Source organism: Ardenticatena maritima (assembly GCF_001306175.1).
Classification (GTDB): Bacteria; Chloroflexota; Anaerolineae; order Ardenticatenales; family Ardenticatenaceae; genus Ardenticatena; species Ardenticatena maritima.
Genome location: NZ_LGKN01000003.1, coordinates 963,261 through 990,090, shown reverse-complemented (window position 1 = coordinate 990,090; position 26,830 = coordinate 963,261). Strand labels below are relative to the sequence as shown.

The following is a 26,830-nucleotide window of genomic DNA, read 5'->3' as shown; positions in this document are numbered from 1 at the left end:
TTTCGGCAACGGTGGATGAAGAACCGCATCAGGAGGTGAAGCAATGAAGCAGGTGCTTGTTGGGTTGGATATCGGGGGAACAAAACTGATGGCGGCGGCGATGACGCCCGACGGCGAGGTGATTGCCCGCGCGCGCCGTCCCACGCCTCACGCGCTGGATGAAGGCATCGCAGCGTTGCATGACCTGATCGAGCAGGTGCGCGCCGGCGCGGCAGTGTTGGCGATTGGTGCGGCGATTGGCGGTCCCATTGATCCCGCGCGTGGGGTTGTCTCGCCGTTGCATCAGCCCGAATGGCGCAACGTTCCCCTCAAAGCCCTCATGGAAGCCCGTTGGGGGGCGCCTTTCCGCGTGGAAGTGGACACCGACGCGGCGGCGCTGGCTGAATACGAAGCCCGCCCTGTGCCGCGCCTGCTCTATCTCACAGTGAGCACGGGCATGGGCGGCGGGTTCGTCGTTGATGGGCGGCTCTATCGTGGGCGCAATGGCGCGCATCCCGAAGTGGCGCATCAGGCCGTTCCGGCGCGCTGCCGCTTTCCCGAACGGGTGATGTGCGAGTGCGGCGTACCCGATTGCCTGGAAGCGCTGGTTTCGGGCAATGGTATTCGACGCATCTACGGCAAACCTGCTGAACACCTCACCAACGAAGAGTGGGCGGAAGTCGCCTACCATTTGGGGCAAGGCTTGCGCAATGTGGCGACCATTCTCGCCCCCGATGAGATTGTGCTCGGCGGCGGTGTGGCGTTGGGTGGGGGGGAACGCCTGCTGGCGCAGGCGACGGCTGTCATGCGGGCGCACATGCGCCTGGTGCCGCCGCCTCTGGTGCGGTTCAGCGTGTGGGGCTACGAAACCGCGTTGCGCGGCGCGTTGGTGCTGGCGCGGCAGGCGTGGCGGGCTTAGGCGTCCTTCCAGCGCGGGTCGAACCAGTAGGCGAGATATTTCCACTCGCCCCATTCATCGTACACACGTTGCAGGTCGGCTTTGGAGGGGGGCGGCTCGCCTTTGAAGAAGGTGCGCACCACAAAATCGCGGTAAATGCTGTCAAACGGGACTTCGTCGTAGCGCCCAATGAGCATGAGCAGGGTTGCCGCCGCGTAGGGACCGATGCCGCGCAAACTGAGGAGGCGCTTGCGCAGTTCGGCGGTGGGCGCTTCGCTCGTTCGCCAGGCTTCGATGTCAAGGGCGCCTTCGGCGACGGCGCGGGCGATTTCACGCACGGCGGCGGCGCGGTAGCCCAGCCCGCACGCTTTCAGCGCCTCGTCGGATGCCTGCGCCAGTGCCTGCGGTGTTGGAAACGTGGGCGTGTGTGGGGCAAAGGTGGGGCGTTCGCCAAATGCCTCGACCAGACGTTGCACCATGCGTTTGGTCTGCGCCCAGCGGGTGTTGGTGGTGCAAATCGTCTTGACGATGTCCTCAAATAGGGTGGGAGAACGCAATAAGCGCCCCCCGCCCCGCGGAAACGAGCGCCACTCAGGATGTTCGGCGATGCGGGCATAGAAGGGGCGCAAATCTTCGTCCAGGCGCAGGCAGGTGCGCACCACCCGCTCGCACGCCGCGCGTTGGGACGGGGTGAGTGGTGTGGCGCTTTCAACCGTCACATGGACGCCGTGAGGGATGCCGCGCATGTGCAAGACAACGTGGGTGCCGTCGAGCAGGCGCTCCACGCGCACCAGCCTTTGCGTTGCGTCGTCCCAGGTGAAGGGCGAAAGCACCGCCCAGCCGTGCGCTGTGCAGGTGTGCACAAAATCAAAGGGCGTCGCGGCGTGCAGTCGGAATGTCTCCGTCGCCATGCTCATGGGGTTTGTCCTGTTTCAGTTGGTGGGCGGCGCAGGTGCACACGGAACCAGCGCAGGCGCTCCCATTCGGGATGCGGTGTGCGGAAATCCTCAAAGCGGACGATGCGCAAGCCGTGTTCGGTGAAGGCTTCGACTTCATCACGGGTGAGCGGCCAGGGCGGTCCTTCCACCACCGTTTCGGGCTGGCGTCCAAACGTGATGACGAGGAGCGAGCCGCCCGGCGCCACAAAATCGGCGATGCGGGCGCGCGCTTCGGCGCGTCTCTCGGCGGGCAGGGCTTGCAGGGTGAACGTTTCCAGCACGAAATCGAACGCCTGCGACCACTCGGCGGGCGGGGCGAACAGGTCGGCTTGGACGTACTGCACGGGGGAGTTGGCGAACGCCTCGCGGCACCAGGCGATGGCCGTCGGCGCACGGTCGAACGCCACCACCTTGAAGCCATACGCGGCTAACGCCTCGGCGTCGCGCCCCATGCCGCACCCCACCACCAGCGCCCGCTTGCCCGTACCGTCCACCTGCTCGCGGGCAAGCCATTCGAGCAGGCGGTCGTGTGCGCCCGTGCGGTTCCACGGCACGCGCGAAGGGTCGCCCGCGGCTTGGCGGTAAACGTGATCGAACCAATCTTGCTCTTGCGTCATAAGCGCTTCCTTTCAGTCAAGCGTGAGGGTGCCCAAAATCGCCATCTCCGCACCGCTCGTGGTGGACAGGCGTTCGAACGTGGTGGGGTCGTACCAGAGCACAACCAGTGTGTACTCGCCGGCGGGCGCGTCGGGCGGGGGCGTGAGCGTGTAGGTGTCCACCACGTGGGTCGCGTCGGGCGTCCACCGCGAGGTGGGATGAAAGCCGTAGAGCGGCGGGTGGTCGTCCTGCGCCACGAGACGCCCTTCGGCGTCCAGCAGTTGCACCGAGGCGGTCCAATCGCGCGTGGGGTGGGCGTCGGCGCCCCAGTAGAGTTGAATGGTGAACGGTGCGCCGCGCGCCGCCTGCGCGGGAAGCGGGTCGGCGCCTTTCAGCACCAGCCCATCATGCCAGCGGTGCGTCAGCCCCACAGGGGGCGTTGGCGGGGCTTGCCCAATCCAGAGCCACTCAAACGCCAGCCGTTCGCCCTGCGGCGTCAGGGTCAACGGGTCGTACACCACGGCGTCCAGGCGGTAGTAGTCGGGCGGCAACCCATCCAGCGCGATGGTTTTGGCGTCGAGCAAGGGCAGGCGGGGGCGTTCGTTGGTGGCAATCAGCCCGTTGGCGGGGGCGCTATCGGCATGCGCCACTTCTTGCCCGTCGCGGCGCACTAGTTTCAGCGACGTATGCCACGCGGTTGCGGTCTCACGCGGGAAATCCCAGAAGAGCAGAACGTGCAAAGGCGGCGGGGCGGGGCGCTCGGTCGCCGTGCGCTCGAAACGGCGCAGGGTGAAATCGCCGCTTTGCAGGTTGGGTTCGCGGGCGACGGTGTAGGTGGGCGGTTCACGCCAGCCCTCGGCAAGCGCCACACGCAGCCCATCGGGAAAAGTCTGCTGGAGCGTGAATTGTTCCATCAGCAGGCGTTGTGTGGGCAGGCGGTAGCGCGTGCCAATTTGGTGTCCATCGGCGACAAGCCAGAAGCGTCCCCCCGCGCGCAGGAGCGCTTCCAGCGCTTGGGGCGTCTGGATGAGCGGCGCGCCCACCCAGCGGTCAACAACCGCGCCATCGCGTTCGATGACATACGGCTCGAAACCATCTTCGCGAAAGTAGTAGTCGCACGTGCCGAACGTGTAGGCGCAGACTTGCACCAGCGGCGTCAAAATGCGGTCGCCCGGTTGGCGGTGCTCGGCGACGAAGTGGAACGGGCGTTGCCAATCGGTGCCGATGGTGTGGGCGGCGTTCCATGCGGGCGTCCAGAGCGGGGCGGCGATGAAGAGCACCCATGCCCCAAACACCGCCAGGCGCAGGCGCGGGCGCGGCATGGCGTTCAACAGCCACCACATGCCCAGCATGGCCGCCAACACCCAAAACGGATCAACAAAGAGCATGTAGCGCACTTCGCGCCACGAGGTGCCCGCCAGAAAGACCAGAAACGCCAGCGTCGTCAGCGGGAAGAGGGCGAGAAAGAGCACCAAACGGGCGTGCAAGGTGGGCATGCGGCGCACACGCAGCAGGGCGAGCAGGCTTGCCAGTGCAAAGGGCAGGCTCAGCCAGAGGTAGGGGGGGCTGGTGTAGAAGGGGCGATAGACGCCCCACTTGTCCGCGACGTCGGCGAACGGTTCCAGGTAGGGTTTGGCGGTGCCGCCCAGCCCAAGCGGGGCAACGGCTTGCAGGTTGGCGGCGAGTTCAACGCCCCCGCGTGCCAGCACGGCGGCAATCAGCGCCACTTGCACCCAAACGGCGGCGCGCGTGCGCCAGTAGGCTTTGCCACCCGCCAGCGTCAACCCCATAAGCAGGGGGGGATAGAGCAGGACGGCTTCTTCGTGGGCGAAAAGCGCCAGCCCAAAGGCGATAGCCAGCCCAATGTGAGCGCGTGGGCGATGCGGCGCGCGCGCGCTTTTCCAGGCAAACATGCCCACCAGAAACGTTGCCAAAATAAACAACCCGTAGAACCGCACGCGCGGCACATTGACAATCGCCGCCGGGTGTAGGGCAAGCACCAGCCCCGCCGAAAGCCCCACGAGCCGATGGGCGGCGCGTTCGCCCCAACGCATGACCAGCACCAACAGCAACAACGCCAGGACGATGCTCCCCGCACGCAACAGGGGGATGTGTTCGCCGAACGCATAGCGCAGGGGCGCAAGGGTGTACCAGGCGGCGAGCCCGCGCTGGTGGAACAAGCCGCTGGGGAATGTGGGCAACACGTGGTCGGTCAGCCCGCGCAGCGCCAGAAGTTCAAAGTATTCATCTTCAACAGGATGACTGCCAAACGCATAGGTAAGCCGCAACCAGGCGGCAAGCCCCAACACCAACGCTTCCGGCCAGCGGCGCAGCCATTGCGCCACATGCTTAGTTGCCAAACGCGACCTCCTGCCCAACGCCCTGCTCGCATGCCCGTTCGTACACCAGCGCCGCCAGCGCCACGTCCCATAGCGCAATCCCCTGCGACTCAAAGAGCGTGATGGCGTCGGGTGAAGGGCGACCATGCGTCAACCCGGCGACCACGTCCGCCAGTTGGCGCACTCGTTCCCACGCCAGCGCGTTGCGTTGGTAGGCTTGCACCAAATCCCCCGACTCGAAACGCGCCTGCTGAACGTCGTCCACGAAGATGGCGTCGGCGCGGCGGATGGCGTGATGGTCGAGTTCGGCGCGTATGGCGGCGTTCGAGCCGGCGGCGTTGATGTGCGCTCCGGCGGGAATGAGCCGACCGTCAAAGAGGGGGTCGCGGGCGTTGGTGATGGTGGTGATGATGTCCGCCCCATCCAGCGCGGCTTCGGGTGATGCGACGGCGTGCACCGCCACGCCCAGACGCTCGCGCATGCGTGCGGCAAAGGCTTCACGCCGTTCGGGTGTGCGGCTGAAGACGCGCACCTCGCGCAAGGGGCGTACCTGCGCAATCGCTTCCAATTGCGTTTCAGCCTGGTAGCCTGCGCCGAAGAGCGCCAGCACGGCGGCGTCGGGGCGAGCCAGGTATTTGGTAGCGACACCGCTTGCCGCGCCGGTGCGCAATTGCCCCAGGCGGTCCGCTTCGATGATGGCGAGCAACGCGCCGCTTCTCAAATCGTACAGGTTGACGGTGAAGCGTGCGCCTTCGCGGGTGGTGGTGTAGGCTTTGAAGCCCCAATAGCCACGTTCAACAAGCGCCGCCCCCATCAGGTGCAGAATGCCGTGCGGTTGGCGAACTCGTCGGCGGGGCTGATTGACGCCCGTGCCGCGTGCTTGTTCGATGAAACTCGCTTCGACGGCATGCAGGGCGTCGCGAATGGTCACCAATTGGTGCACGTCGCTTTCGCGGAGAAGGCGTGTCATGGCTCACCTACCTTGTTCAAAAAGGGCTTGCAACCGGATACGCCACGAGTATATGCGTCTCACTGAATTTGTCAGATAGGCCGACATGGCTTTCCCGCTTTGTTGGGAATATGGTAAGATGAAAGACGCGGGCTGTTGTCTGCGTGCGAGTATGCACCCACGAACGGAGTGAGCAGATGCGTGAGAACGAGTACACCCCCGAGGAAGTGCAGGCCATCTTGAAACGCGCCGTCGAGTTGGACGACCACCGCGAACGCTTTTCGCGCGATGAGTTGCTTGCCATGGCGCGCGAATTGGGGCTTAGCGAAGAAGCCGTGCTCGCCGCGGAGCAAGACGTGCGCCCCACAGGCAAAGCGGCTGAACTGGCGCAGGCGCGTCAGGAATTTATCGCCGAGCGCCGCCAGGAATTCAAGCAGCACCTGGTTGCCTATGTGTGCGTGAATGCGTTTTTGTTTGTTATCAACCTGCTTACTGCGCCTGATTTTTGGTGGTTCATCTTTCCGCTGTTGGGATGGGGAATGGGGCTGGCGATGCAAGCCTTCGAAGTCTCGCAGACAGAGGGTCCCAAATTCGAGGATGCTTTTGAACATTGGTACACCCGCCGCTATGTGAAAAAGCGCCTGAAACGCACAGCCGTTAGCCTGATTGAACGCGCCGTGGATTCGCTGGCGCTCCCTTCGGATTCGACTGACACCCACAAATGACGCACAGAGACAGAAATGCCTATGCCCATTCAGATTCTACCGCCTGATGTCGCCAACAAAATCGCCGCGGGTGAAGTCGTTGAACGCCCCGCGAGTGTGGTCAAAGAACTCATCGAGAACGCGCTGGACGCCGGCGCCACGGATATCCGCGTGGAGATTGCCAAAGGTGGGCAGAGCCTCATCCGCGTGGCGGATAACGGTTGCGGCATTCCCGCCGACGAGGTGGAATTGGCGTTCCAGCACCATGCCACCAGCAAAGTCGCCGACGCCGACGACCTCTTTGCCATTCAGACCCTGGGGTTTCGCGGGGAAGCGTTGCCCAGCATTGCCGCCGTCAGCCGCGTGACGATGCTGACGCGCCCGCGCGAGCAAGCCGCGGGCGTGGAACTGCGCCTCGAAGGGGGGCGGGTGGTGGCGCGGCGCACAGCGGCTGCGCCGGCGGGCACAATCCTCACCGTTGAAGACCTCTTCTTCAACGTGCCGGCGCGGCGCAAATTCTTGCGCACGGTCGCCACCGAAACCAGCCTCATCGCCGAAATCGTCTCGCATTATGCGCTGGCGTACCCCGACCGCCGCTTCACCCTCATCAGCGAGGGGCGGACTGTGTTGCAAACCGCCGGCAGCGGCGACCTCAAAGACGCATTGCTCGCGGTCTATGGGCTGGATGTGGCGCGGCACATGCTCATTCTCAACGAACCGCCCGACCCCCAAACGGGCATTGGCGTCTCCGGGGCGATTGGCGGACCCGCATTGCATCGCGCCAATCGCAAGTACATCATCTTTTTTGTGAATGGGCGCGTCGTGCGTAGCCCCATGTTGACCACCGCCATTGCCCAAGCCTATCAGGGCGTGGTGCCAACCGGGCGGCATCCCTTTGTGGTGCTCAACATTCACGTACCGCCCGACCAGATTGACGTCAATGTGCATCCCCAAAAACTCGAAATCAAATTCGCGCGGAGCGATGAAGTGTTCCGCGTGGTGCAGCGGGCGGTGCGTCGCCTTCTGGTGGAGGAAGCCCCTGTGCATCAGTTTTCACGCACCATCGAAGTGTTGGACGAACCCGAAACGCCGCCGGCTCCCACGCAACCCCCTCTCAGCACCGATGAGGACGATATGCGCGTCCAGTTGTTCACACCGCCCCCACCCACGGGGCGACCTACACGCACAGCATGGACGCCGCCCCCGCCCACGAACAGGCCGCACACCCCCACCCCAACCCCGCCGCCCGAAGCGGGGGGCACAAAGTTGCCGCCGCTGCGCGTGCTGGGGCAAACCATGCTCACCTACATCATCTGCGAAGGACCCGACGGGCTTTATCTGATTGACCAGCATACCGCGCATGAGCGCGTGTTGCTGGAACGTCTGCGCAAACAGCGCGCCCAGCAAGCCGTCCCATCACAACGCCTGTTGCAGCCGCTCACAATCGAATTGACGCCGCAACAAATGGCGGTGGTCGAAGAACAGCGTGAGGCGCTGCTCCACCTGGGGTTTGATGTCGAGCCTTTTGGCGGCTTGACCGTGCTTGTGCGCGCCATTCCCGACGTGCTCAAAAACCGTCCCGACCCAGCCGCGGCGCTGGCGGAAGTCATTGACGGCGCGATTCACGACCGCAGCGGTCTCAGTTGGGAGGACCGGCTGGTGATGTATGCCGCGTGTCGCGGCGCGGTCAAAGCCGGCGACCCGCTGACGCATGAGGAGATGGTGGACCTGATTCGCCAGTTGGAACAGACCGATTTGTCGCGTACCTGTGCGCATGGACGCCCCACCGTTGTGCGCTTGAGCGTTGAGCAACTGGAACGTGAATTTGGTCGCCGTTGAGCAAGGAGGGAATGTCATGGCGGTACATATCTTGCAACCCGACCAATGCTTCTTTCGCGACCGACGCCATGCCGGGCAGGTATTGGCGAACGCACTGGCGCGCCTGGTGGATGAGCCGCCCGTGGTGGTAGGCATTCCGCGCGGCGGCTTGGTGGTTGCCGCTGAAATTGCCCGCGCCCTGAACGGCGAGTTGGATTTTATCACCCCACGCAAATTGGGCGCGCCGGGCAATCCCGAACTGGCGATTGGGGCGATCACGGAGCGCGGGCATATCATCCTCAATGACGAAGCCCTGGCTTACCTGAGCGTCCCGCCCGAGTACATCGAGCAAGAAGCCAAACGCCAACTGGCGGAAATTCAGCGCCGCAACCAAACGTACCGTGCGGTCTTGCCGCACCGCCCGCTCACAGGGCGCACCGTCATCGTCACCGATGATGGCGTGGCGACCGGCAGCACCATGCGCGCGGCGCTCGAAAGCATTCGCCTGGAACGCCCCGCCCGCCTGCTGTTGGCGTTGCCCGTCGCCCCCTACGACACGTTTCTCGACCTGGCGCGGCATTGCGATGAGGCGGTTGCGGTCTGTGCCCCGCGGGCGTTTTTAGGTGGTGTTGGCGCTTACTACCAGGATTTTCACCAGACCAGCGACGCCGAGGTGCTGGCCATTTTGCGTGAATTTGCGCCGCCGACTTCCCAGGTGTAAGTCTGTGCGCAAGAGCAAAGGAGGAAAACATGTGGCGCACATGGTGCACGGCGTTCGGATGGTTCGCCGTGCTTTTGTGTGTGTGCGTGGGGGGCGTTGTCTGGTTGGCACAGCCGACGCCCGCACAACCGGCAAGCGCCGCCTTGCCTTTTTTCGACACAGGTGATTTTGCCGGCTCGGGGACGTGTGAGGCGTGCCACAACGGTTTGGTGGACGAAGCCGGGACGCCTGTCGGTATTCCCGACGATTGGCGGGCAACGATGATGGCCAACTCGGCACGCGACCCCCTCTGGCAAGCGCGTGTGAGCGTCGAAGTCAGCCGCACACTCGCTATCAGCCCCACTATCGAAGCGACATGCGCACGTTGCCACACCCCAATGGCTTCCGCCCAGGCTGCGGTTTCAGGTGAGACGGTCGCTCTGCTGGGGGATGGCTTTCTCAACCCCGATCATCCTTTGCACGCCGCCGCCCTCGACGGCGTTTCATGCACCCTTTGCCACCAAATTATCTCCGATACCTTCGCTGCGCCGGGAGATGGGAATTTTGTCATTGATACGGGCACATCGCCCCCCGACCGCCTGCTCTACGGCCCGTTTGATAACGTGCTTGCCGACCCCATGCGCCAGATGGTGGGGTTTACGCCCGTGTTGGGGGAACAGATGGAAGACGCCGCGCTCTGCGGAACATGCCACAACCTGACAACCACAACCGTGCGTGCTGATGGGACGCCAACCGGTCACCAGTTCCCCGAACAGCGCACCTACGACGAATGGGAAGCCAGCGCCTTTGGCGACGGTGTTGGGGATGATGACCAATCGTGCCAGGCGTGCCACATGCCCCCCGCCGAAGGCAGCGTGCCGCTCGCCTCTATCCCCAACGACCTGCCGCCGCGCGCCCCCTTCCACCGCCACACATTCACCGGCGCCAACGTCTTTATGCTGCGCATCTTGCGCGACCACGCCGACACGCTTGGTGTGCCCGCCAGTGTGGAGCAGATGAACCGCGCCATTACGGAGAGCCTTGGCTTTTTGCAAAGCGAAACCGCACACCTGCATGTGCAGACTGCGCTGGTGAGCGATACTCTTGTGCTGACCGTCACCGTGCAAAACCTGACGGGGCATAAGTTCCCCAGCGGCTACCCCAGCCGCCGCGCGTGGTTGCACGTGGTGGTGAGCGATACCACCGGCGCGCCGATATTCGAGTCGGGTGCGCCATTGCCGGATGGACGCATTGCCGGCAACGATGCCGACCAGAACGCCGCCCAATTCGAGCCGCATTACACGCTCATTACCGACACCACGCAGGTGCAGGTATACGAATCCATCATGCAGGACGCCGACGGCAACGTCACCTACACGCTTTTGCGCGCCGCGACATACGCGAAGGATAACCGCCTCTTGCCGAGGGGGTTTGATAAGGCGAACGCCCCTGCCGAGATTGGCGTCTATGGCGCGGCGCAAAGCGACACGGATTTTGTGGGGGGAAGCGATAGAGTGGTGTACCGTCTGCCGGGGAATGGTGATGCGCTCTATCAGGTGCGCGTCGCCTTGCTCTATCAGACGCTTGCCGCGCCCTTTGCCGATGACGTGCTGGCAACAGAAACGCCCCAGAGCGCGGCGTGGCGCGCATTGTACGAAACCGCCGACCGCCAGCCTGTTGTGATTGCTGAGGCGCGGGGCGTTGCCGCGCGCTATCAGACGTGGCTTCCTTTGGCGGTTTCACCGTAGGCAAAACGTAGGAGAAGCGTCAAGAATGGTCTATGCACTTTGGCGTACACTGAGAACGTACTTTCTCCTCCTTGCATATGCCCCGACAACGGCGTCGGGGCTTTTGTATTTTCCGCGAATTGACTCCTTTTTTACCAGCCCTTGCAACCAAAAACCGGGGATTGGCGTATTCATCACGCCCTTTTCAGTCAAGCAACTGCAAAAGGAGGTGTGCGATGCGCCGATGGGGATGGCTTCTCGTGGCTCTGAGCGCCTGGCTTTTGGTGGCGTGTGGTGGTGAAGCGTCCACCAATGAAGCCGCCGGCGAAACAGCCGCTGCACAGCCAACCGCCACAGCGCCAACGCCCACCCTGCCAGCACCTACCGCCACGCCCACGCCCGAACCAACCCCGCTCCCGACGCCGACGCCGACCACCGCGGAGGCGTCCGCTGAGCGTCCCATGTTCCACCTGCCCACCGACCTGGCGGATATTCAGGATGCGCGCTTGCACTACGTGGTGCGCGTGCGAGTGGAAGAAGGCAACCTGCCGCAAGTCGAGCAGAACGATGCCGCGCTGGTGGAGTGGACGATGGAATTGACGCGCGAGCCGCCCGCGCGCCATATCGTCATGGAGGGCATGTTGGCGGCGTTGGGCGCGGCAATGACGGGCAATGAAGCGCCGCAGGTGGAACTTATCCAGGTTGAAGACCAGATGTGGGTGCGCGTGGGCGACCAGTGGCTTCTCGCCGCCCAGCAAGAACCGCCCTCTGTTGACCAGGATTTGGAAAGCGTTTTGCAAATCACCGCGCTGGGCGACCTTGAACCCCAGGAACGCGTCACGGTCAATGGGTTTGAAACTGTGCGCTACCATACGGAGTGGAACGCTGCTGTGATTGACGAGCCGGCAACGTTCGGCTTCCTTGATTCGTTTTTAGCAGCGTTTGGTGCACGTGAGGATGTAGACATTCAGCCTGAGCAGGTGGTGCTGGATATTTTCGCCACGGATGACGATTTGATTGTCAAGGCGGTCTATCAAATTCAGCACCACGTGACGCAAAACGACCAGAGCGCCACGCTTGTTGAAGAGATTGTGTTTGAGGTGCAATCAATCAATACCGGCATTACCATTGAACCGCCGGCGGATGCCGCCGCAACCACGCTGGACATTCCCTTGCCCGAAGGGGCGACGTTGCAATCCATGTTTGCGGGCACGTATGTCTATGTTGTGCCGGGCGCGACGCTAGACGATGTTGTGGCGTTTTACGATGAAGCGTTGCCCCAAAATGGCTTCACGATTACCCAGCGTGTCGTGATGAGCGGACAGGGTGGGTTGCTTCAGGCGGAAAAAGAAGGGCGCGTGTACCAGATTGTCATCGGGGCTGATGCGGAGGGGCAAACGAGCATTACGCTGTTGCAGAGCGAATGAACGCATTGCGTCAAAAAAGGCGGCTCCAGAGCGCGAGCCGCCTTTTTGTGTGCTTGTCGAACGGGTTAGCCGCGCCCCCGCAAGGGGAGAATAGCGCCGTTGATGTCGGCGGCGGCTTCGGACGCCAAAAACAGCAAGACAGCCGCCAGACGCTCCGGCGCCACCCATGCGCTGGTATCGGCGTTGGGCATGGCGCGGCGATTGGCGGGGGTGTCAATGATGCCGGGGGCGACCGCGTTCGCTGTGATGCCGGTGCCGCGTGTGTCGGCGGCGATCGCACGCACCAACGTTTCCAGCCCCCCTTTGGCGGCGGCGTAGGCGGCGACATGCTTGCCGGGCGCGTGCCCGTGGAGACTGCTCACGAAGAGCAAGCGCCCAAAATCGTGTTCGTGCATGAGTGGGAGCGCGGCGCGGGCAATCAGAAACGCCGAGGTGAGATTGAGCCGCAACATGCGTTCCCATGTCTCGATCTCAATTTCGGGGAGCGCCTTGCCGCCGGCGTAGCCGCCCACCAGGTGAACCACTACGTCCAAACGCCCAAAATCCGCTTTGGTGGCTTGCACCACTTCGGCGGCTGCTTCGGGAAGCGTCACGTCGGCGGTCAGTGCCAGCGTGGGCACGGCGAGCGAATCCGCCAGCGCCTCGACGGCGTCGGCGTGGCGCGCCGCCAGCGCCAGGCGATAGCCGTGGGCGGCGAAGGTTTCCGCAACCACGCGCCCCACACCGCCGGTTGCGCCTGTCAGCAAGGCGACCCGGTTCGTCATGGCAAAAAGCCTCCATTCGCAAAAACGCGGTCCAGCACCATGGCGAGGAAGAGCAACGCCAGATAGTTGTTTGAAAAGCGATAGAGTTTGTTGGCGCGGCTTTTGCTTGGGGAGCGCCAGAGCACAATCGTCTGGCGCAAGAATTCGCCGCCCAGGATGAGGGCTGCCGCACCGTAGAACAGGCTCAAATCGCCTGTCGCCACCGGCAAGAGCGTGATGCCGACCAGTACGATGGTGTAGAGCACCATTTGGCGGCGCGTTTCATCTTCGCCGAAAACGACCGGAAACATGGGCACGCCGACACGTTCGTAATCTTTTTGCACCAGCAACGTGAGCGCCCATGTGTGCGGCGGCGTCCAGAAAAAGATGATGGCGAAGAGAATGAACGCCAAAAAGTCTAACTCGCCGTGGACCGCCGCCCAGCCGACCAGTGGGGGGATGGCTCCCGCGCCGCCACCAATGACGATATTGTGCGGCGTTGCGCGTTTGAGGTAGCCCGTGTAGATGCCGGCGTAGTAAATAGCGCCCAAAAGCGCCAACCCGGCGGAAAGCCAGTTCACAAACAGGCCGTACACCAGGACAGACGCGGCAACAGCACCCACGCCAAAGAGGAGCGCATGGCGTGGTGGCACACGGTTGCGCGGGAGTGGGCGCTGGCTGGTGCGGCTCATCAACGGGTCAATGTCACGGTCAACAAATGAGTTGATGGCGTTTGCCCCGCCGGCTGCCAGCGACCCGCCAATGAAGACCCAGAAAAGCAGGTCGAGCGGCGGGGCGCCTTCGGCGGCAATGAACATAGCGCCGATGGTTGTAATCAACAGCAAGACAACGATGGTGGGTTTGGTGAGCCGCCAATAATCGCCGATATGCGGACGCGCCGCAGGGGGCGCGTCACTGACGGGGGCGGCTTTCAGTTGTTGGGTCATGCGACAGGCTCTCCGCACTTGTTTCCGTCTATTTCAATCCAGCCAAAAATTCGACAAGGGCGTCCAGTTGCTCGGGGCTGAGCGAATCCTTGAACGTTTCAGGCATAACAGGGGCGAACCCTTCAACCACATAGGCTTTGGGGTTGATGATGGATTCGCGGATGTATTCTTCCGGCGTGGTCGCTTCGCCCGTGTAATTGGGGTCGGCGATGCGGTCAGCCGCTACGCTGCCGATGTGTGTCAGTTCGGGACCAATAGCGCCCGCCATACCGCTGACGCCTTGAATCGTGTGGCAACCACCGCACCCCTGGCTAATCATCAAGTCGGCGATGTCAGACGGCGCACTGACGCTCGCCGACGGGGCTTGTGTCGGTTGGGGCTGACTGGTGGTCTCTTCCGACGACGTTGGTGCTGTGGCTTCGCTCTCGCTGGGTGCAGGCGCCGCGGCGACAGTCGGAGCCGCTTCACCTGAGGGGTAGAACCAGAGCGCCCCTGCGATGACCAGCCAGAGTACAAGCCAGCCGCTGATGATCGAGACGACGGCTTTGTTGGCTTCCAGGATGTCTTGCAAACGAGGACCACGCGGCTCTTTGCGCGAAATGAGATTGAAGAGGTCGCTCAGGAGCGGCACGTACACGCCATTCAGCCAGAGCATGATGATGAGCAACAAGCCCACCAGCAGGGCAACGACCGTCAGCAACAAGAGCGCCAGGGCGATCATGCGCAGTGTGGGGTCGGGTTGGGCTGCGCCGCCAATGCCAGGCAAGCCGCCCGAAGCGTAGCCAAGCGCAAGCGCCAGAACCCACAGCGCGGCCCAGCCGCCCAGGATGGCTTTGACTTCCCGCTCACCGAGAATCTCGGTGATGGACGGGGCTTCGTGCTTTTTGCGCCCCAGCAGGTGGAACAGCGTGCTCAGCCCGGGCAATTCTGCGCCGAGCGCCCAAAACACAAGCCCAATCAGCAGAAACGTGGCGAGGCTGACAACGAGCAAAACCGCCGCCGCCACGGCAAGGAAACGTCCCAAAACGATGTTGCTGGCGAGAATGACCGCCAGCCCTTCACCAGACGAGGGCACAGCGTGAAGCGATGCGAGTGCCAAGGTTCCCATAGCGCAATCAACCCCCTCACAGGAAAAATTGAACAAGGACACGCACGAGTGTATCAAAGCCACACTCGCCTGCCAACTGGTCGGATGGGCAGTTTTTGGAATACGGGTGCATTGTACTGTGGCTTGCCAGAAGGTCAATTTTGTGAAGAAAAGGACAAATGTTTACGCCTCTTCGTCCACCACGATTTGCAGAAGGTCATGCAAGGTTAGAATGCCGGCAAGCCGACCGTTTTCATCCACAATGGGCAAGGGGTTGATGCGCGTATCCACCATGACGCCAATCGCGGTTTCCATATCGTCGTCCGGGGTGATGCGTGCCGGTAGTTTGGTCATCAATTGTTCGGCGGTGACCGCCAGCACACGCCGCAACTCTTCGTTGTAATGCCGCGGGTTCTCCAAATAGATGCGGGCGTCCATGATTTGGATGTAGCGCGGGTAGTGGGGGCGGGTGTGCCGTGTGATGATGTCGTACTCGGTGACCACCCCCAGCACCACGTTGTTGGCGTCCACCACGGGCACGCCGCTGAAATCGTGGTCGCGCAAGAGGCGGGCGACTGCACCGACGGGGGCTTCTGGTCCCACGGTCACCACGTTTGTCACCATCAGGTCGCGGACTTTCATGCAGAACCTCCTTGGTTGTGTTGTTGGCGTTGCCGGTCGCGTTCGGCTTCAATCTGTCGAATCTGTTCTTCATCAAAGCCGAAGTAGTGCGCCAGTTCATGCAGGAGCACGTCTTCAACGAGTTGCGCAATGGCGTCGGGGTCGCCGTGCGCTTCGCGTTCGATGGGTCCCTGAAAGAGGGTGATGATGTCGGGCGGGGCGAAGGTGTAGCCGTGCCCACGCTCGGGCAGCGGAATGCCCTCGTACAGCCCCAACAGCGTCTCATCGGGGCGCAACCCCATGCGGCGCAAAAGCGCCGGGTGCGGCTCGCGTTCGACGACGATTTCAACGTTGTCGAGTGCGGCGCGGAAGGTGTCGGGAAGCCGAGCGAGCGCGTGTGTGATGAGTTGCTCGAATAGCGTGCGGTTCATAAAAGCGTTGGGTGGTGGTTGGTTGATGCTGATGAAGTGTAGAAGGGGGTGTGAGGGGCGTCAAGTTTGGCGGGGAAAAGCGTGGGGCAATCCGCAAAAACCGCGTCGCTTTGCTCGGCTGGTGGGGTTATTCGTCGCGCTTGCTCTGTTTTTGTGCGTCGCGGATGCGCGGGGTGTGGCGGTCGAACGCTTCTTCAATGTGGCTGGTGAGATAGCGCGCGTAGATGGTGGTTGTGGTGGTGATTTGTTCGTGTCCGAGAAAGTCTTTCACCACTTCGGCGGGGACGCCTTCGTTGAGCATTTGGGTGGCGCGCCAATGGCGGAACGTGTGCGGGCTGATGTGGTCCAGCCCGTGGGCGCGGGCGGCTTTTTTCACGATGTTCCAGATGCTTTGCGGGGTGAGCGGCTTCCCCTGGTTGCGCCCATGCGAGATGAAGAGGTGGCGGCTTTGAACACCGAAGGCTTTGCGCTGTTCCAGATACGCGCGGATAGCGGCGCGCGCTTCGTCTGAAAGGAAGAGGATGCGCTGTTTGTCCCGTTTCCCGACGACGAGCACCCGCTTGGCGCGCCCGTCCTGCACGTCTTCGCGGGTGAGCGCCGCCACTTCGCTGAGCCGCCCCGCCGTGGAAAAGAGCGTGTAGAGCAGGGCGCGGTTGCGATACCGTGCCAGAATTTGCGCGCGGTGGCGTGGCGTGTCGGGGGGCGGCAGGTCGCTCATGTCATCGTAGTAGGTGACGATGAGCGGCAGTTCGGGGGTGTGTTCGATGGCGGGATAACGCAAGCGGTCGCCCATGGTCATGGCGTCGCGCAGGGCGGCGTTGGCGCGGTCGAGTGAGAAGGAGAGCGCGTCTTCGGCGCGCAGAAAGCGCAGGAAAGCGCGTGCCGCAGCGAGATAGGTGCGGATGGTGAGCGCGGCGTAGCGGTCGGCGATGTGGTGGTAGAAGTCCGCCAGCACGTCCGCCCAGAGGTCGCCAACGGTTTCAACAGGCGGCGTTTGGCTTTCCAGAAAGGCGCGAAAGGCGTTCAGCCCCGTGCTGTAGGTGTGGTGGGTGCGCTCACGGCGCGCCAGCCGCGCCAAAAAGGCGGCGATAGCCGTTTCCAGGCTGGTGGTGGGCTGGATGGTCATGGCGTTGCTCCCCTTGCGGTTTCGATGAGCAGGGCGATGAAGCGTTTGGGTCCATGCACGCCAATCGCCAGCGTTTGCTCAATGTCGGCGGTTTTGCTTGGTCCACTGATGAAGACCAGGTTGGCGGGCATGTGGGTGGGGCGGTGGTGTTCCGCCCAGGTGAAAAGGTCGGTGGTGAGTTGGTCGCTGGTGAGGACGGCAATATGCACAGGCGGCAACAACGAGACCAGGCGGCTTTTGCCGCGCCCGCTTTGCACGACCACGGTGCCGGTTTCGGCGAGCGCACACTCGGCGGCGGTGATACCGACGTCGGCGTGGGCGCAGAAGGTGCGCAGGGCGTTCTGGTCGTCGCCCACGATGTGCCACTCGATGGGGCGCTGAGCGTGTTCGGGCAACGCCAGGCGGCGCAACAGCGGTTCGTCGTTGAGGGCGACACGGTTGGCGTGGATCTCGTCCAGCAGGGCGAGCAGGCGGGTGCGCGCTTCATCGTACGTGGCGACGCGGATGACTTCGCCCCCCGCGGCGGTGAGCGCCTCGGTGAAACGGGTGCTCAGGTCGTCGAAATGGCGGCGAGATTGCCACGGTTCTGGATGTTGTGTCGCGCGCAGATGGCGGCGCAAACGGTTCAACATGCGGTTTCGGGCACTCATCACACCTTCCTTTTGAGTTGTGTTGGCTCAGCCGCGCCGAAAAAAGCCACGAGACGCCCCACACGGGTGGCGTTCATCCAGCCAGAAGCGCACCATGTCGGGAAAACGGCGCGCCCAGGCGCTTTCGTTGTGTTCAGCCCCCTTTTCTTCGATGTAGCAGAGCGTCTGACCGCGCGTGTAGCCTTTTTGTTCCAGCACATGCACCAGACGGCGCACGAGTTTGACGTACCGTCGCGAGTAGGGGCGCAGCAGTGGGATGTCGGTGCGGCGGAAAGCCAGTTCGCGCGTGCCCACGTCCACATAGAGCAGACCGGGGACTGTGCGGGCGTGGTGCACCCAGTCAATAAGCGCCCCGTCGGCGAATTGCAGGGCGGGGCTCATCACGCCCGCAAAACCGAAAATGTGCGGCGCGGAAAAGAACGCATAGAGGCTGATGAAGCCCCCCAGCGAAGAACCCGCCACGCCCGTGGCCTCCCGTTCGGGGCGTGTGTCAAAGTCGGCGTCAATCAGCGGTTTGACGGTTTCGGTGATGAAGCGCACATAGGCGTCGCCGCGCCCACCGGAGCGGTGGCGTTTGTCGTAGAAGGGACTGTATTCGTCACGGCGGGCGTCGCCGGCGTTGGGAATGCCGACCACAATGGCTTCCAGCCCGTCGGCGGCGAGGCGTTCCATGGTTTCGTCCACGTGCCACTCGCCGACAAACGATGTCGCGGCGTCGAAGAGGTTTTGCCCATCGTGCATGTAGAGCACGGGGTAGCGTTTGCCGCTCCCGTAAGAGGGCGGCAGATAGACGAGCAAATGGCGCTCGTTCTGCAACTGCGGGCTGTAAACTGCGGGGCGTACCAGCACGCGCCCGCTTACGGTGTGCGTCGTGCCGAAGATCTCTTCGTAGGGTCGCCATTCGTTCATGCGTCGGCTCCTTGGGTGGCGAGCGTGGGGGCGCTTTGCCAAAACGCGCGCCCAGCGCCGAATTGTTCGCGAATGTACGCCACGGCGCGCCCCACGCCGTCTTCCGCGCGAATCTGCTCGCCCAGATGGGCGGCGGCGTCGCGCATGGTTTGGTTGTGGACCACGTGCAGAAGCGCCGCCGTCAGGCGGTCGGTGGTCAGGTGTTGGCGCGGGATGGGACGGGGTCCCACGCCCAGCGCCTGGATGCGGCGCGCCCAAAAGGGTTGGTCGGCAAAGTGGGGAACGCCAATGGTGGGGACGCCGGCGCGCAAGCCTGCGGCGGTTGTGCCGGCGCCGCAATGGTGAACCAGCGCCGCCATGCGCGGGAAAAGCCAATCATGGGGCACTTCATCCACCAAAAAGACCGTGTCGGGGACGTCGTGGGGTTGCAACCCAGCCCACCCACGCGCCAGCACGGCACGCACACCCGCGCGCTGCACCGCGTCGAGCACCATGTTGGCGGTTTGTTCCGGGTTGGGGTCGGGCATGCTGCCAAAACCGATGTACACGGGCGGCGGTCCGTCCGCCAGAAAGGCGTCCAGGTCGGCGGGCGGCGTGTAGGTGTCGGCTTCCAGCAGGAACCAGTAGCCGCTGGTGCAGACGTGCGGCGGCCAATCGGGTGGTGGGGGCACCACCAGCGGGCTAAACCCATTCAGCACAGGACCACGTGCGATGTGGGCAAAGGGCGGCTTCCACGAGTAGGGCGGCAATCCCATGATGTCGCGGCGCGCGCGGTTGATGAGGCGGTGGAAAGGCAGCCAGAAGGCGTATTCCCACGCGATGTGTGTGAGCAGGTTGTAGCGCCGACAGATGAACGCGGCTTTGCGGCATTCAGGCGCAGCGACGGATGGGTAGAAGCGCGTGCGCAGCACCGGCTGGACGGGGGCGAAGATGGCGGGTAGGCGGCGCGCTTCGGCGGCGTTCAATCCCGCAAGCCCCAGGATTGCCGCGATGACGGCGTCGGCGTCCTGCGCGGCTTTCCACACGTCGCGCATCATTTGTTCGATGTAGGGCACGCTCAACTTGTAGAAGCGGTAGAAGAAGCGCACGGGGTTTTGCCCCGAACCAACCCATGCTTGCCCACGCTGGCTGAGCAGTTCCTCGCGGGGGTCGCTGGCAACGGGGGCAAAATCAAGACCATGACGGCGGACAAACGCCTCAAACGGGCGGTGTGTGGCAATTTTCACCGCGTAGCCCGCGGCTTGCAATCCTTTGCCCAACGCCACATAGGGCTGGATGTCGCCGCGTGAGCCGAGTGTCACAATCAAAATGCGCATAAGAAACCCTCGCGTGTTCGAGATGGGCTGTGATGATTGTATCGCAAGGTGGCAAAAATGGGTAGGCCTGGCCGACCAGTGCGACCGACCAGGCCTGATGGTTGCTTATGCGCCTAAATCACGGCGGTTGACGGCGGCAACCCCCAACACCAGGAAGATGGCGCTGAGCAGTGCAAAAACGCCCAAATCGGCGGCGTGGACGCCTGAGAAGAGCGGTTCGTGCCCGCGGTAGTAGTAGAAGAGCGAGAGCGGTTGCAGGCGTTCAGCGGTTTCGCTCAGAGCGGCGAACGAGTTGATGAAGTAGGAGACGACCGCGATGAACGCCGTCACCCCCGCAGCCACCAGCGTGTTGGCGGTCGCGTTGGCGATGAACATGGCAAGCGTCCCCAGCGTGATAATCAGCCCGTACAGGTGCAGGCTGACGGCGACCAGGCCGCTTGTATTCACCTCGAAGTTGTAAAGCACCGCCGCTAGCCATACCGCCAGCCCCACCACGCCGACGAGCAGCGCCGTGGCGACGAGCATGGCGGCGTATTTTTCGAGCACCACGCGCGTGCGGCTGACGGGGTTCGCCAGCAAGAGGTCAATCGTTTTGGCTTGCTCTTCGCCGGCGATGATAGACGTGCCAAAACGGATAGTGTAGACCATGAGCACGAAGGGCATGAAGAGCAGATAGAGTTTGGCGTCCAGATACCCTTCGGGCGAAGTAAAGCCCGCCATTTTCCCAAAAAGGGCTTCCATGTAGGGCGGAAGTTCGTTGACAAGGTTGTTGAGCGCTTCCTGATTGCCGGCGACCAGCGTGGGATAGAACGAAGCCGTGTAGAATGTCAACCCACCCAGAGCAAGCATCCAGTAGAGCAACGTGCGGCGACGCTGTACGAGCGTTTGGTAGAAAATCCACGGCACAAATGTCGTGCGTTGTTTTGGTTGAACTGTGGTTGTCATCATGCCACCCCCAAATCTCGCCGGTTGATACCGACAACACTCAATGCCACCAGCCCAATCGCCACCCCAACCAGGACGGCGGCGTCGCCCCAATTCAGCCCGTTGAGGATGGGATGGTTGTGCTGGTAGTAGTAGAAAACAGAAAGCCACTGCAAGCGTTCCAGCGTTGTGCTCACGTCGGCGTAAGCATAGATGAAATAACTGCCCAGCGTGAACAGAATGGTTGCGCCAAGCGCGCGGTGATAGTCGCCCAACCATGCACCCGCGGCGAGCGCCACATAGCCCAACACGGTTGCCAGCAGGGCCAGCGCCAGCGCGGCTTCGAGCGTGCGGCGCATGTCAATGGCAAGGTCGAACAAGGCGTTGGCGGTGGCAACACCCACGACGACGACCAGCGCCAGGAAGAAGGCTTCGGCGGCGATGGCGGCGGCGCCTTCCAACACGTGGCGCGTGCGGCTGATGGGGTTTGCCAGCAAGATGTCCAGCGTGCCGCTGCGTTCTTCCCCCACCACAACGGCAAGCCCTTGCCCGATGGTGACGATGGCGAAGAGGAAGGGCAGGAAGAAGTTGAAAAGTTCAATGTCGAAGAAGCCCGCGGCGCTGGAGAGGCTGGCGATATCGCCCACCAGGACACGGAGCGAGGCGGGCACGTTTTCAAACATTTGCAGCAAACCCTCATTTTCGGCGAGGATGGGATAGAAGCCGCCGATGTAGAGAATCAGCAGGAAGATGGCAAGCCCCCATGCCGGCAGACTGCGGCGGCGGTCGTAAAGCGCCTTGTTGAAGACGGTGGTGGGAAGCGTGCGGGCGCTAAGCATGTTGCACCTCCTTCTCCGGCGTGGTGCGGTAGTAGGCCATGAAGACTTCTTCCAGGCTGACCTCGTGGCTCACCACGTCTTCCACCGTGTAGGATGCGACGGCTTTGATGATGGGGTCTACTTGCCCCTGAACGGTGAAGCGCACCGTATGCGAGTTGTATTCCACATTCGTGACGTTGGGCAGATTGTCGAACGCGCCATGCGGCACAGGCTCGGCAAAGCGGAACTCGATGCGCCGCAGGGCGCGCTGTTTGAGCGTGGCGATATCCTGCACGTCCACCAGCTGCCCATCGCGGATGATGCCCACGCGCGTGCAGACCCGTTCGACTTCGGGCAGGATGTGCGATGAGAAAAAGATGGTGCGCCCTTCGGCGCGCACTTCGTCAATCAGGCGGTAAAATTCCTGTTGCATGAGGGGGTCTAGCCCGCTGGTGGGCTCGTCGAGAATCAGCAGTTTGGGTTTGTGCATGAAAGCCTGGATAATACCCAGTTTCTGCTTGTTCCCGCGCGAGAATTGCCCAATTTTGCGGCTCATGTCGAATTGGAAGCGTTCCGCCAATTCTTCCACATACGCCCAATCCACACCGCCGCGCAGGTTGGCGAAGAAGCGCAACAGCTGGTCGGCGCGCAGGTTTTCGTAGAGGGCGAGTTCGCCCGGCAGATAACCCACCTGGCGGCGAATTTCAATGCTGTGCTCGCGTGTATCCAGCCCGAACACCTTTGCCCAGCCCCGCGTTGGGCGAATAAAATCGAGCAAGAGGCGGATGGTGGTCGTTTTCCCCGCCCCGTTGGGACCGAGATACCCAAACACTTCGCCTTCTTCGATGGTGAGTGTCAGCCCTTCTACACCGCGATGTTTCCCGTAGTACTTCGTCAGGTCTTGCATTTGGATGATGGCGCTCATGGCTCAACTCCTTTGTGTTGATTGGTGCGTTTCCTCGTTTTCCGACAGGTGGTCGGGAAACCATGCTGATACAATCGTCTCCAGGTTAAGGTGGAGCGTGCCGACGGACATGCCCAACACGCGCTCCATGCTCCGCTCGTAGGCGCGGGCTTTACGGTGCAACCAGCGCACCGTTTCAGGTGTGTGGTCGTTGGCGAGCAGGGCACGGGCGAAGGCGTCGCTGAACTCGCGTGCCATGGTGAGCACGATGGGGGCGGTGGCTTCGGGGTCTTCTACGTCGAAGTGCCCTTCGTCAATGCCTTGGCGGATGATAGCCGACAGGAGCGGTGCTTCCATTTCCAGCGCGGTGCGGTAGATTTGTTCACGCCAGATGGCGTTTTCGGGGCGATACATGACTTTGGCGATAGAGAGAATGAAATCGCGATGCTCAATTTTCCACTGGTTGCCTTGCAAAAAGAGCAAGCGCAACTTGGAAGGGGCGTCAATGGTGGAATCGTTGATGAGTGGCTCGAATGTGGCGAGCACAGCGCGACTGCGCCGCTGGACGACCGCGTCCAGCAAGTCGAGTTTGGAAGCGAAGTGATGATAGAGCGTGCCTTTGGCAATACCGACCGCCTTGGCGATGTCGCGCATGGAGGTAGCGTCATACCCTTTTTCCATGAAAAGGGCTTCAGCGGTATCCAAAATGGCGTCGATACGTGTTGCGGCGCGTTTGGTTGTGGTTGATTCGCTCATCATTTCATCCTGCACAGCATTGAATTGGTAATTTCTCGACCGACCGCCGGTCGGTTTTCTGTACGCAGGGTACACTTGTTGGGTTGCCATGTCAAGGCGTGTCGTGGAAAATAGCCGCTGTTGGTTCGTTTGATGCCGGCATTGAGTGCATGGACAACAGGAGGAAGCCATGCCGTTCACACCGCTGCATTTTGGGCCGGGGTTGGCGTTGAACGCCGCCGCGCCGCGCGCCGTCAACTGGCCGGCGTTTTGCCTCGCCAATATCATCATTGACGTGGAACCGGCCTACTTCATCTTGACGCACAACCCGCCTTTGCACCGCACCATGCACACTTTGGGCGGCGCAACACTCGCGTTCGGCGCGACGGTGCTGGCTTGGACGCTCATTCGCCGTGGAGGGAAGCGCGCGCAGGTGCCCAATTGGGGCGACTGGCGGGGCGAGAATCAACGCGCGGTTTGGCTGGGCGCGTTGCTGGGGGCGTATTCGCATGTTGTGTTGGATGCGTTTCTGTACAGCGAGATGCGCTTGTTGTGGCCTTTGGGCGAGGGGAATCCGCTTCTGGGGGTGGTTTCATTTGCGACCGTTTACCTCTTTTGCGTGCTGATGTGGGGTGTGGGACTTGGATGGTGGTGCGTGCGTTGGGCGAAGCGTGCGTTGGCGTAGGCGTGGGTATGTTCGCCGGCGTTCAGCCTGCTTTTGCTTTTCTCAACCTCTGATACAATCGCCCTCAGCGGGGAGGGAAAATGATGACAACCGCCGACCCAATTTGGCATCTCGTCAACCAGCGTATTTTTGATGTCTCGCCCATTGGCATTCTGGTAGTGCGCGCCGATGGGACGATTGCCCATGCCAATCAAGCCGCTTGCCGCCTCTTTGGCTATGCGCCGCATGAATGGGCGCACCTGACGGTGGAAGACCTTTTGCCGCCCGAAGCGCGCGAGCAACATGTGCGGCATCGCGCCACCTACATGACAGCGCCGCGCACGCGCCCCATGGGAATCAACCTTGACCTGGAAGCGCTTCGGAAGGATGGCACACGGTTCCCCGTCGAAATTGCACTCAGCCATACCGAGTTGAATGGCGAGCGTGTTGTGCTAGCGTTCATCAGCGATATTCGCGCGCGCAAAGCCGCCGAAGAGGCGCGTGAGCGCTACGCCCAGCGACTACGCACACTCTATGAGATTGAGCATGCCGTCTTGGCGGCGCATTCACCAACCGAAGTGGCGACGCTGGCGCTCAAAGGAGCGGCGTCGTTGCTTCCCCACGCCGATTTTTTCGTCTTCCTGTTTGATGAAACCCGACAGGAAGCCGAGACACTGGCCACGTATGAAGGCAGCGGTACGCCTTTGCCTTTCCGCGCCGGCGAGCGCATTTCGCTGGCACACCCTGTGGAGGCGCACACGCCGATTGCCCCGCCTTTGCCCCAACAGGAGATGCGCCCCTATCTGGGGTTGCCGCTGCTGGTCAACGATACCCTGGTGGGCACACTGAATATCCTTGGCGCGCCCGGCACCGATTTTGGCGAAGCCGAGATTGAGACCTTGCGCGAAATTGCCGCTATGCTCGCCATTGCCATTCAGCAAGCCCAACTGCGCGAACAACTGCGCGCGTATGCCGCCACGCTGGAAAAACGTGTTGCCGAGCGCACTGCACAAATTGAGCGTCGCCGCCGCATCGCCGAAAGTTTGCGCGACCTGGTGGAGGCGCTCAACCGTGGGATTGCCCTGCATGCGTTGCTGGCGCGTGTTGTTGAACAGGCGAGCCGCTTGCTCCACAGCCAAGCCGCCGTCATTTTTGGCTACGACGCCGACCAGCGCTGTTTGAATGTCCTCGCGGTGCACAATTTGCCAGACGAAGTTGCCTGTTTACAGGTGCCTGCCGGCGCGGGCGTCTCCGGACGTGCCAGCCAGAGCGGCGAGGTGGTAGTCTTGCATGATATGCAGCAAGCCTTTGAAGCGTTTTTGAGCCATACCGCTTCCCTTTCGCCCGAAGCCCGGCGTGCGTTGCGCGAGGTGGTGGATTCTTTTCAAACGGCTGTCGCATTGCCGCTCATGGTCGAGGGTGAACTGTTTGGCACGCTGGCGTTGTATTTCACAACCCATCTGACGCTTGACGACGAAATGCTGGCGTTACTGCGCACCTTTGCCGACCAAACAACCCTCATTATCGAAAACGCCCACTTGCGCGAACGGGTTGAACGCGCTGCGGTGGAAGCCGAGCGCAACCGTATTGCGCGCGACTTGCACGATTCAGTCACGCAGACGCTCTTCTCGGCGAGTATCCTCGCCGATGTGATTCCACGCATTGCCGAGCGCAACCCCGACGAAGCATGGCGGCGGCTGGAAGAATTGCGCCAATTGACGCGCGGCGCGCTGGCGGAAATGCGCACGTTGTTGTTGGAACTGCGCCCGCAAGCCCTGATTGAAGCGCCTGTGGAGCGTATCTTCCAGCACCTTGCCGATGCCGCCGCCAGCCGTGGGCGGTTGCACATTGAAACGCACCTGGTCCCCGTGGAGATGCCCACCGATGTCAAGGTGGCGTTGTATCGTATTGCGCAAGAGGCGTTGAATAATGTCATCAAGCATGCCCACGCCACCCACGCCACACTTGCGCTCACCACGCAAGGCGATACCATCATCTTGCAAGTCGCCGACAATGGCCGCGGGTTCAATCCCGAGCATGTGCCGCCGACCAGTTTAGGGTTGGGGATTATGCGGGAACGCGCCGCGGCAATCGGAGCGTTGTTCCACGTGGAAAGCCAGCCGGGGGAAGGGACAACCGTGCGTGTGCATTGGTCGCCCTCAACGCCAACCGATGCATGAAGGGGAAGAAGTGGACGATGTCTGAGCCAATTCGTGTGTTGATCGCCGATGACCATACTGTGGTGCGAAGCGGGCTGAGCGCGTTGCTCAGTGTTTTTGACGATTTGGAACTGGTTGGCGAAGCGCGTAACGGGCGCGAGGCGATTGAACTCGTCGAACGCCTGCACCCCGATGTGGTGCTGATGGATATGATCATGCCCGAACTGGACGGCGCTCAAGCCACCGCTGTGATTCGCAAGCACTATCCAGACGTGCAGGTGGTCGTGCTCACCAGCTTTCGCGACGATGAATTGGTGCAGAAAGCCCTTTCCGCCGGCGCCATTGGCTACCTGTTGAAAGATGCCACTGCTGACGAACTCGCGGATGCCATTCGCAACGCGGTGGCGGGGCGTGCAACGCTCGCCCCCGAAGCGACCCAGTCGCTCATCCGCCAAACGTTGCAGGGGACGCGCCGGCTGGGCGACGACTTGACCGAACGCGAGCGCGAGGTCTTGGCGCTGATGGTCGAGGGGTTGAATAACAACGAAATCGCCCAGCGGCTGGTGGTGAGCCGCTCAACAGTGAAGTTTCACGTTAGCAACATCCTCTCCAAGCTGGGTGCTTCCACACGGACCGAAGCGGTTGCCATCGCCTTGCAAAACGGATTGGTTTCATAAACCGCGCTGCAACGGCTCTGTTGAAAACTTATTCAAATCTTCA

General features: G+C 62.2%; 26 protein-coding genes. 9 read left to right on the top strand and 17 right to left on the bottom strand.

The window, feature by feature from the left end; translation table 11 throughout:
• The first annotated feature begins 43 nt into the window (after window positions 1–43).
• Window positions 44–898, top strand: coding sequence for an ROK family protein (locus tag SE16_RS04360; protein WP_054492922.1), 855 nt, complete (start codon window positions 44–46; stop codon window positions 896–898).
• Here the strand turns inward: SE16_RS04360 and SE16_RS04355 are convergent.
• Genes SE16_RS04355 through SE16_RS04340 form a run of 4 tightly spaced genes read right to left on the bottom strand, consistent with a single transcriptional unit; the run spans window position 895 to window position 5,721 of the window.
• Window positions 895–1,788, bottom strand: coding sequence for a DNA-3-methyladenine glycosylase family protein (locus SE16_RS04355; RefSeq protein ID WP_060687255.1), 894 nt, complete (start codon window positions 1,786–1,788; stop codon window positions 895–897). The two genes, SE16_RS04360 and SE16_RS04355, sit on opposite strands and share 4 nt — an antisense overlap.
• A gap of 2 nt (window positions 1,789–1,790) precedes the next feature.
• Window positions 1,791–2,432 carry a class I SAM-dependent methyltransferase gene (locus tag SE16_RS04350; RefSeq protein WP_054492920.1) on the bottom strand — a complete coding sequence of 214 codons (642 nt, stop codon included), beginning with the start codon at window positions 2,430–2,432 and terminating at the stop codon, window positions 1,791–1,793.
• A 12-nt stretch (window positions 2,433–2,444) separates the two neighbouring features.
• Entirely contained in the window at window positions 2,445–4,772 is a 2,328-nt protein-coding gene (locus SE16_RS04345) for a hypothetical protein (protein ID WP_152918099.1), read from the bottom strand.
• Window positions 4,762–5,721 (bottom strand): ornithine cyclodeaminase family protein, encoded by a 960-nt coding sequence (locus SE16_RS04340; protein ID WP_054492918.1) that lies wholly within the window; start codon window positions 5,719–5,721, stop codon window positions 4,762–4,764. The genes SE16_RS04345 and SE16_RS04340 overlap by 11 nt, the downstream gene beginning before the upstream one ends.
• Before the next feature lie 176 nt (window positions 5,722–5,897).
• Between SE16_RS04340 and SE16_RS04335 the strand changes: the two genes are divergently transcribed.
• From SE16_RS04335 to SE16_RS04315, 5 genes are all read left to right on the top strand, one after another.
• The gene (locus SE16_RS04335) at window positions 5,898–6,425 is read left to right on the top strand and encodes a 2TM domain-containing protein (RefSeq protein WP_054492917.1); all 528 of its coding nucleotides are present in this window, start codon (window positions 5,898–5,900) and stop codon (window positions 6,423–6,425) included.
• 21 nt (window positions 6,426–6,446) lie between these two features.
• Complete coding sequence (gene mutL / locus SE16_RS04330) at window positions 6,447–8,243, top strand: DNA mismatch repair endonuclease MutL (protein ID WP_161804507.1); 1,797 nt, start codon at window positions 6,447–6,449, stop codon at window positions 8,241–8,243.
• A 16-nt stretch (window positions 8,244–8,259) separates the two neighbouring features.
• Window positions 8,260–8,943: a phosphoribosyltransferase gene (locus SE16_RS04325; protein ID WP_054493620.1), complete on the top strand. Its 684-nt coding sequence runs from the start codon at window positions 8,260–8,262 to the stop codon at window positions 8,941–8,943.
• A 29-nt stretch (window positions 8,944–8,972) separates the two neighbouring features.
• Window positions 8,973–10,670, top strand: a complete 1,698-nt coding sequence (locus SE16_RS04320; protein ID WP_054493621.1) for a multiheme c-type cytochrome — start codon at window positions 8,973–8,975, stop codon at window positions 10,668–10,670.
• A 215-nt stretch (window positions 10,671–10,885) separates the two neighbouring features.
• Window positions 10,886–12,076 (top strand): hypothetical protein, encoded by a 1,191-nt coding sequence (locus tag SE16_RS04315; protein ID WP_054493622.1) that lies wholly within the window; start codon window positions 10,886–10,888, stop codon window positions 12,074–12,076.
• A 65-nt stretch (window positions 12,077–12,141) separates the two neighbouring features.
• Here SE16_RS04315 and SE16_RS04310 read toward each other — a convergent pair whose 3' ends face one another.
• The 13 genes from SE16_RS04310 to SE16_RS04250 form a co-directional block, all read right to left on the bottom strand.
• On the bottom strand, window positions 12,142–12,840 hold the full coding sequence (locus SE16_RS04310; RefSeq protein WP_054493623.1) for an SDR family NAD(P)-dependent oxidoreductase: 699 nt from the start codon (window positions 12,838–12,840) through the stop codon (window positions 12,142–12,144).
• Window positions 12,837–13,766, bottom strand: coding sequence for a heme o synthase (locus SE16_RS04305; protein WP_060687252.1), 930 nt, complete (start codon window positions 13,764–13,766; stop codon window positions 12,837–12,839). Before SE16_RS04305 ends, SE16_RS04310 begins: the two co-directional genes overlap by 4 nt.
• Before the next feature lie 28 nt (window positions 13,767–13,794).
• A complete protein-coding gene (locus tag SE16_RS04300; RefSeq protein ID WP_054493624.1) occupies window positions 13,795–14,874 on the bottom strand; it encodes a c-type cytochrome in 1,080 nt (359 codons plus the stop codon).
• Window positions 14,875–15,036: 162 nt separating this feature from the next.
• The gene (locus SE16_RS04295) at window positions 15,037–15,495 is read right to left on the bottom strand and encodes a CBS domain-containing protein (RefSeq protein ID WP_054493625.1); all 459 of its coding nucleotides are present in this window, start codon (window positions 15,493–15,495) and stop codon (window positions 15,037–15,039) included.
• Entirely contained in the window at window positions 15,492–15,905 is a 414-nt protein-coding gene (locus tag SE16_RS04290; RefSeq protein WP_054493626.1) for a metallopeptidase family protein, read from the bottom strand. Before SE16_RS04290 ends, SE16_RS04295 begins: the two co-directional genes overlap by 4 nt.
• A gap of 127 nt (window positions 15,906–16,032) precedes the next feature.
• Entirely contained in the window at window positions 16,033–17,031 is a 999-nt protein-coding gene (locus SE16_RS04285) for a tyrosine-type recombinase/integrase (RefSeq protein WP_054493627.1), read from the bottom strand.
• Window positions 17,028–17,681 carry a LutC/YkgG family protein gene (locus tag SE16_RS04280; RefSeq protein ID WP_054493628.1) on the bottom strand — a complete coding sequence of 218 codons (654 nt, stop codon included), beginning with the start codon at window positions 17,679–17,681 and terminating at the stop codon, window positions 17,028–17,030. Before SE16_RS04280 ends, SE16_RS04285 begins: the two co-directional genes overlap by 4 nt.
• 27 nt (window positions 17,682–17,708) lie before the next feature.
• Window positions 17,709–18,590: an alpha/beta hydrolase gene (locus SE16_RS04275; RefSeq protein ID WP_054493629.1), complete on the bottom strand. Its 882-nt coding sequence runs from the start codon at window positions 18,588–18,590 to the stop codon at window positions 17,709–17,711.
• Window positions 18,587–19,906: a glycosyltransferase gene (locus tag SE16_RS04270; RefSeq protein ID WP_054493630.1), complete on the bottom strand. Its 1,320-nt coding sequence runs from the start codon at window positions 19,904–19,906 to the stop codon at window positions 18,587–18,589. The genes SE16_RS04275 and SE16_RS04270 overlap by 4 nt, the downstream gene beginning before the upstream one ends.
• A gap of 105 nt (window positions 19,907–20,011) precedes the next feature.
• Window positions 20,012–20,851, bottom strand: a complete 840-nt coding sequence (locus tag SE16_RS04265; RefSeq protein WP_054493631.1) for an ABC transporter permease subunit — start codon at window positions 20,849–20,851, stop codon at window positions 20,012–20,014.
• Window positions 20,851–21,669 (bottom strand): ABC transporter permease subunit, encoded by an 819-nt coding sequence (locus tag SE16_RS04260; protein ID WP_054493632.1) that lies wholly within the window; start codon window positions 21,667–21,669, stop codon window positions 20,851–20,853. The genes SE16_RS04265 and SE16_RS04260 overlap by 1 nt, the downstream gene beginning before the upstream one ends.
• The gene (locus SE16_RS04255; RefSeq protein WP_054493633.1) at window positions 21,662–22,573 is read right to left on the bottom strand and encodes an ABC transporter ATP-binding protein; all 912 of its coding nucleotides are present in this window, start codon (window positions 22,571–22,573) and stop codon (window positions 21,662–21,664) included. Before SE16_RS04255 ends, SE16_RS04260 begins: the two co-directional genes overlap by 8 nt.
• A gap of 3 nt (window positions 22,574–22,576) precedes the next feature.
• Complete coding sequence (locus SE16_RS04250) at window positions 22,577–23,308, bottom strand: TetR/AcrR family transcriptional regulator (RefSeq protein ID WP_054493634.1); 732 nt, start codon at window positions 23,306–23,308, stop codon at window positions 22,577–22,579.
• Between the two features lie 169 nt (window positions 23,309–23,477).
• On the opposite strand from SE16_RS04250, the gene SE16_RS04245 reads away from it, so the two are divergent.
• From SE16_RS04245 to SE16_RS04235, 3 genes are all read left to right on the top strand, one after another.
• Window positions 23,478–23,972, top strand: coding sequence for a metal-dependent hydrolase (locus tag SE16_RS04245; RefSeq protein ID WP_054493635.1), 495 nt, complete (start codon window positions 23,478–23,480; stop codon window positions 23,970–23,972).
• Window positions 23,973–24,055: 83 nt separating this feature from the next.
• Window positions 24,056–26,131 carry a GAF domain-containing protein gene (locus SE16_RS04240; protein WP_054493636.1) on the top strand — a complete coding sequence of 692 codons (2,076 nt, stop codon included), beginning with the start codon at window positions 24,056–24,058 and terminating at the stop codon, window positions 26,129–26,131.
• Between the two features lie 17 nt (window positions 26,132–26,148).
• The gene (locus SE16_RS04235) at window positions 26,149–26,787 is read left to right on the top strand and encodes a response regulator (protein ID WP_054493637.1); all 639 of its coding nucleotides are present in this window, start codon (window positions 26,149–26,151) and stop codon (window positions 26,785–26,787) included.
• The last annotated feature ends 43 nt before the right edge of the window (window positions 26,788–26,830 follow it).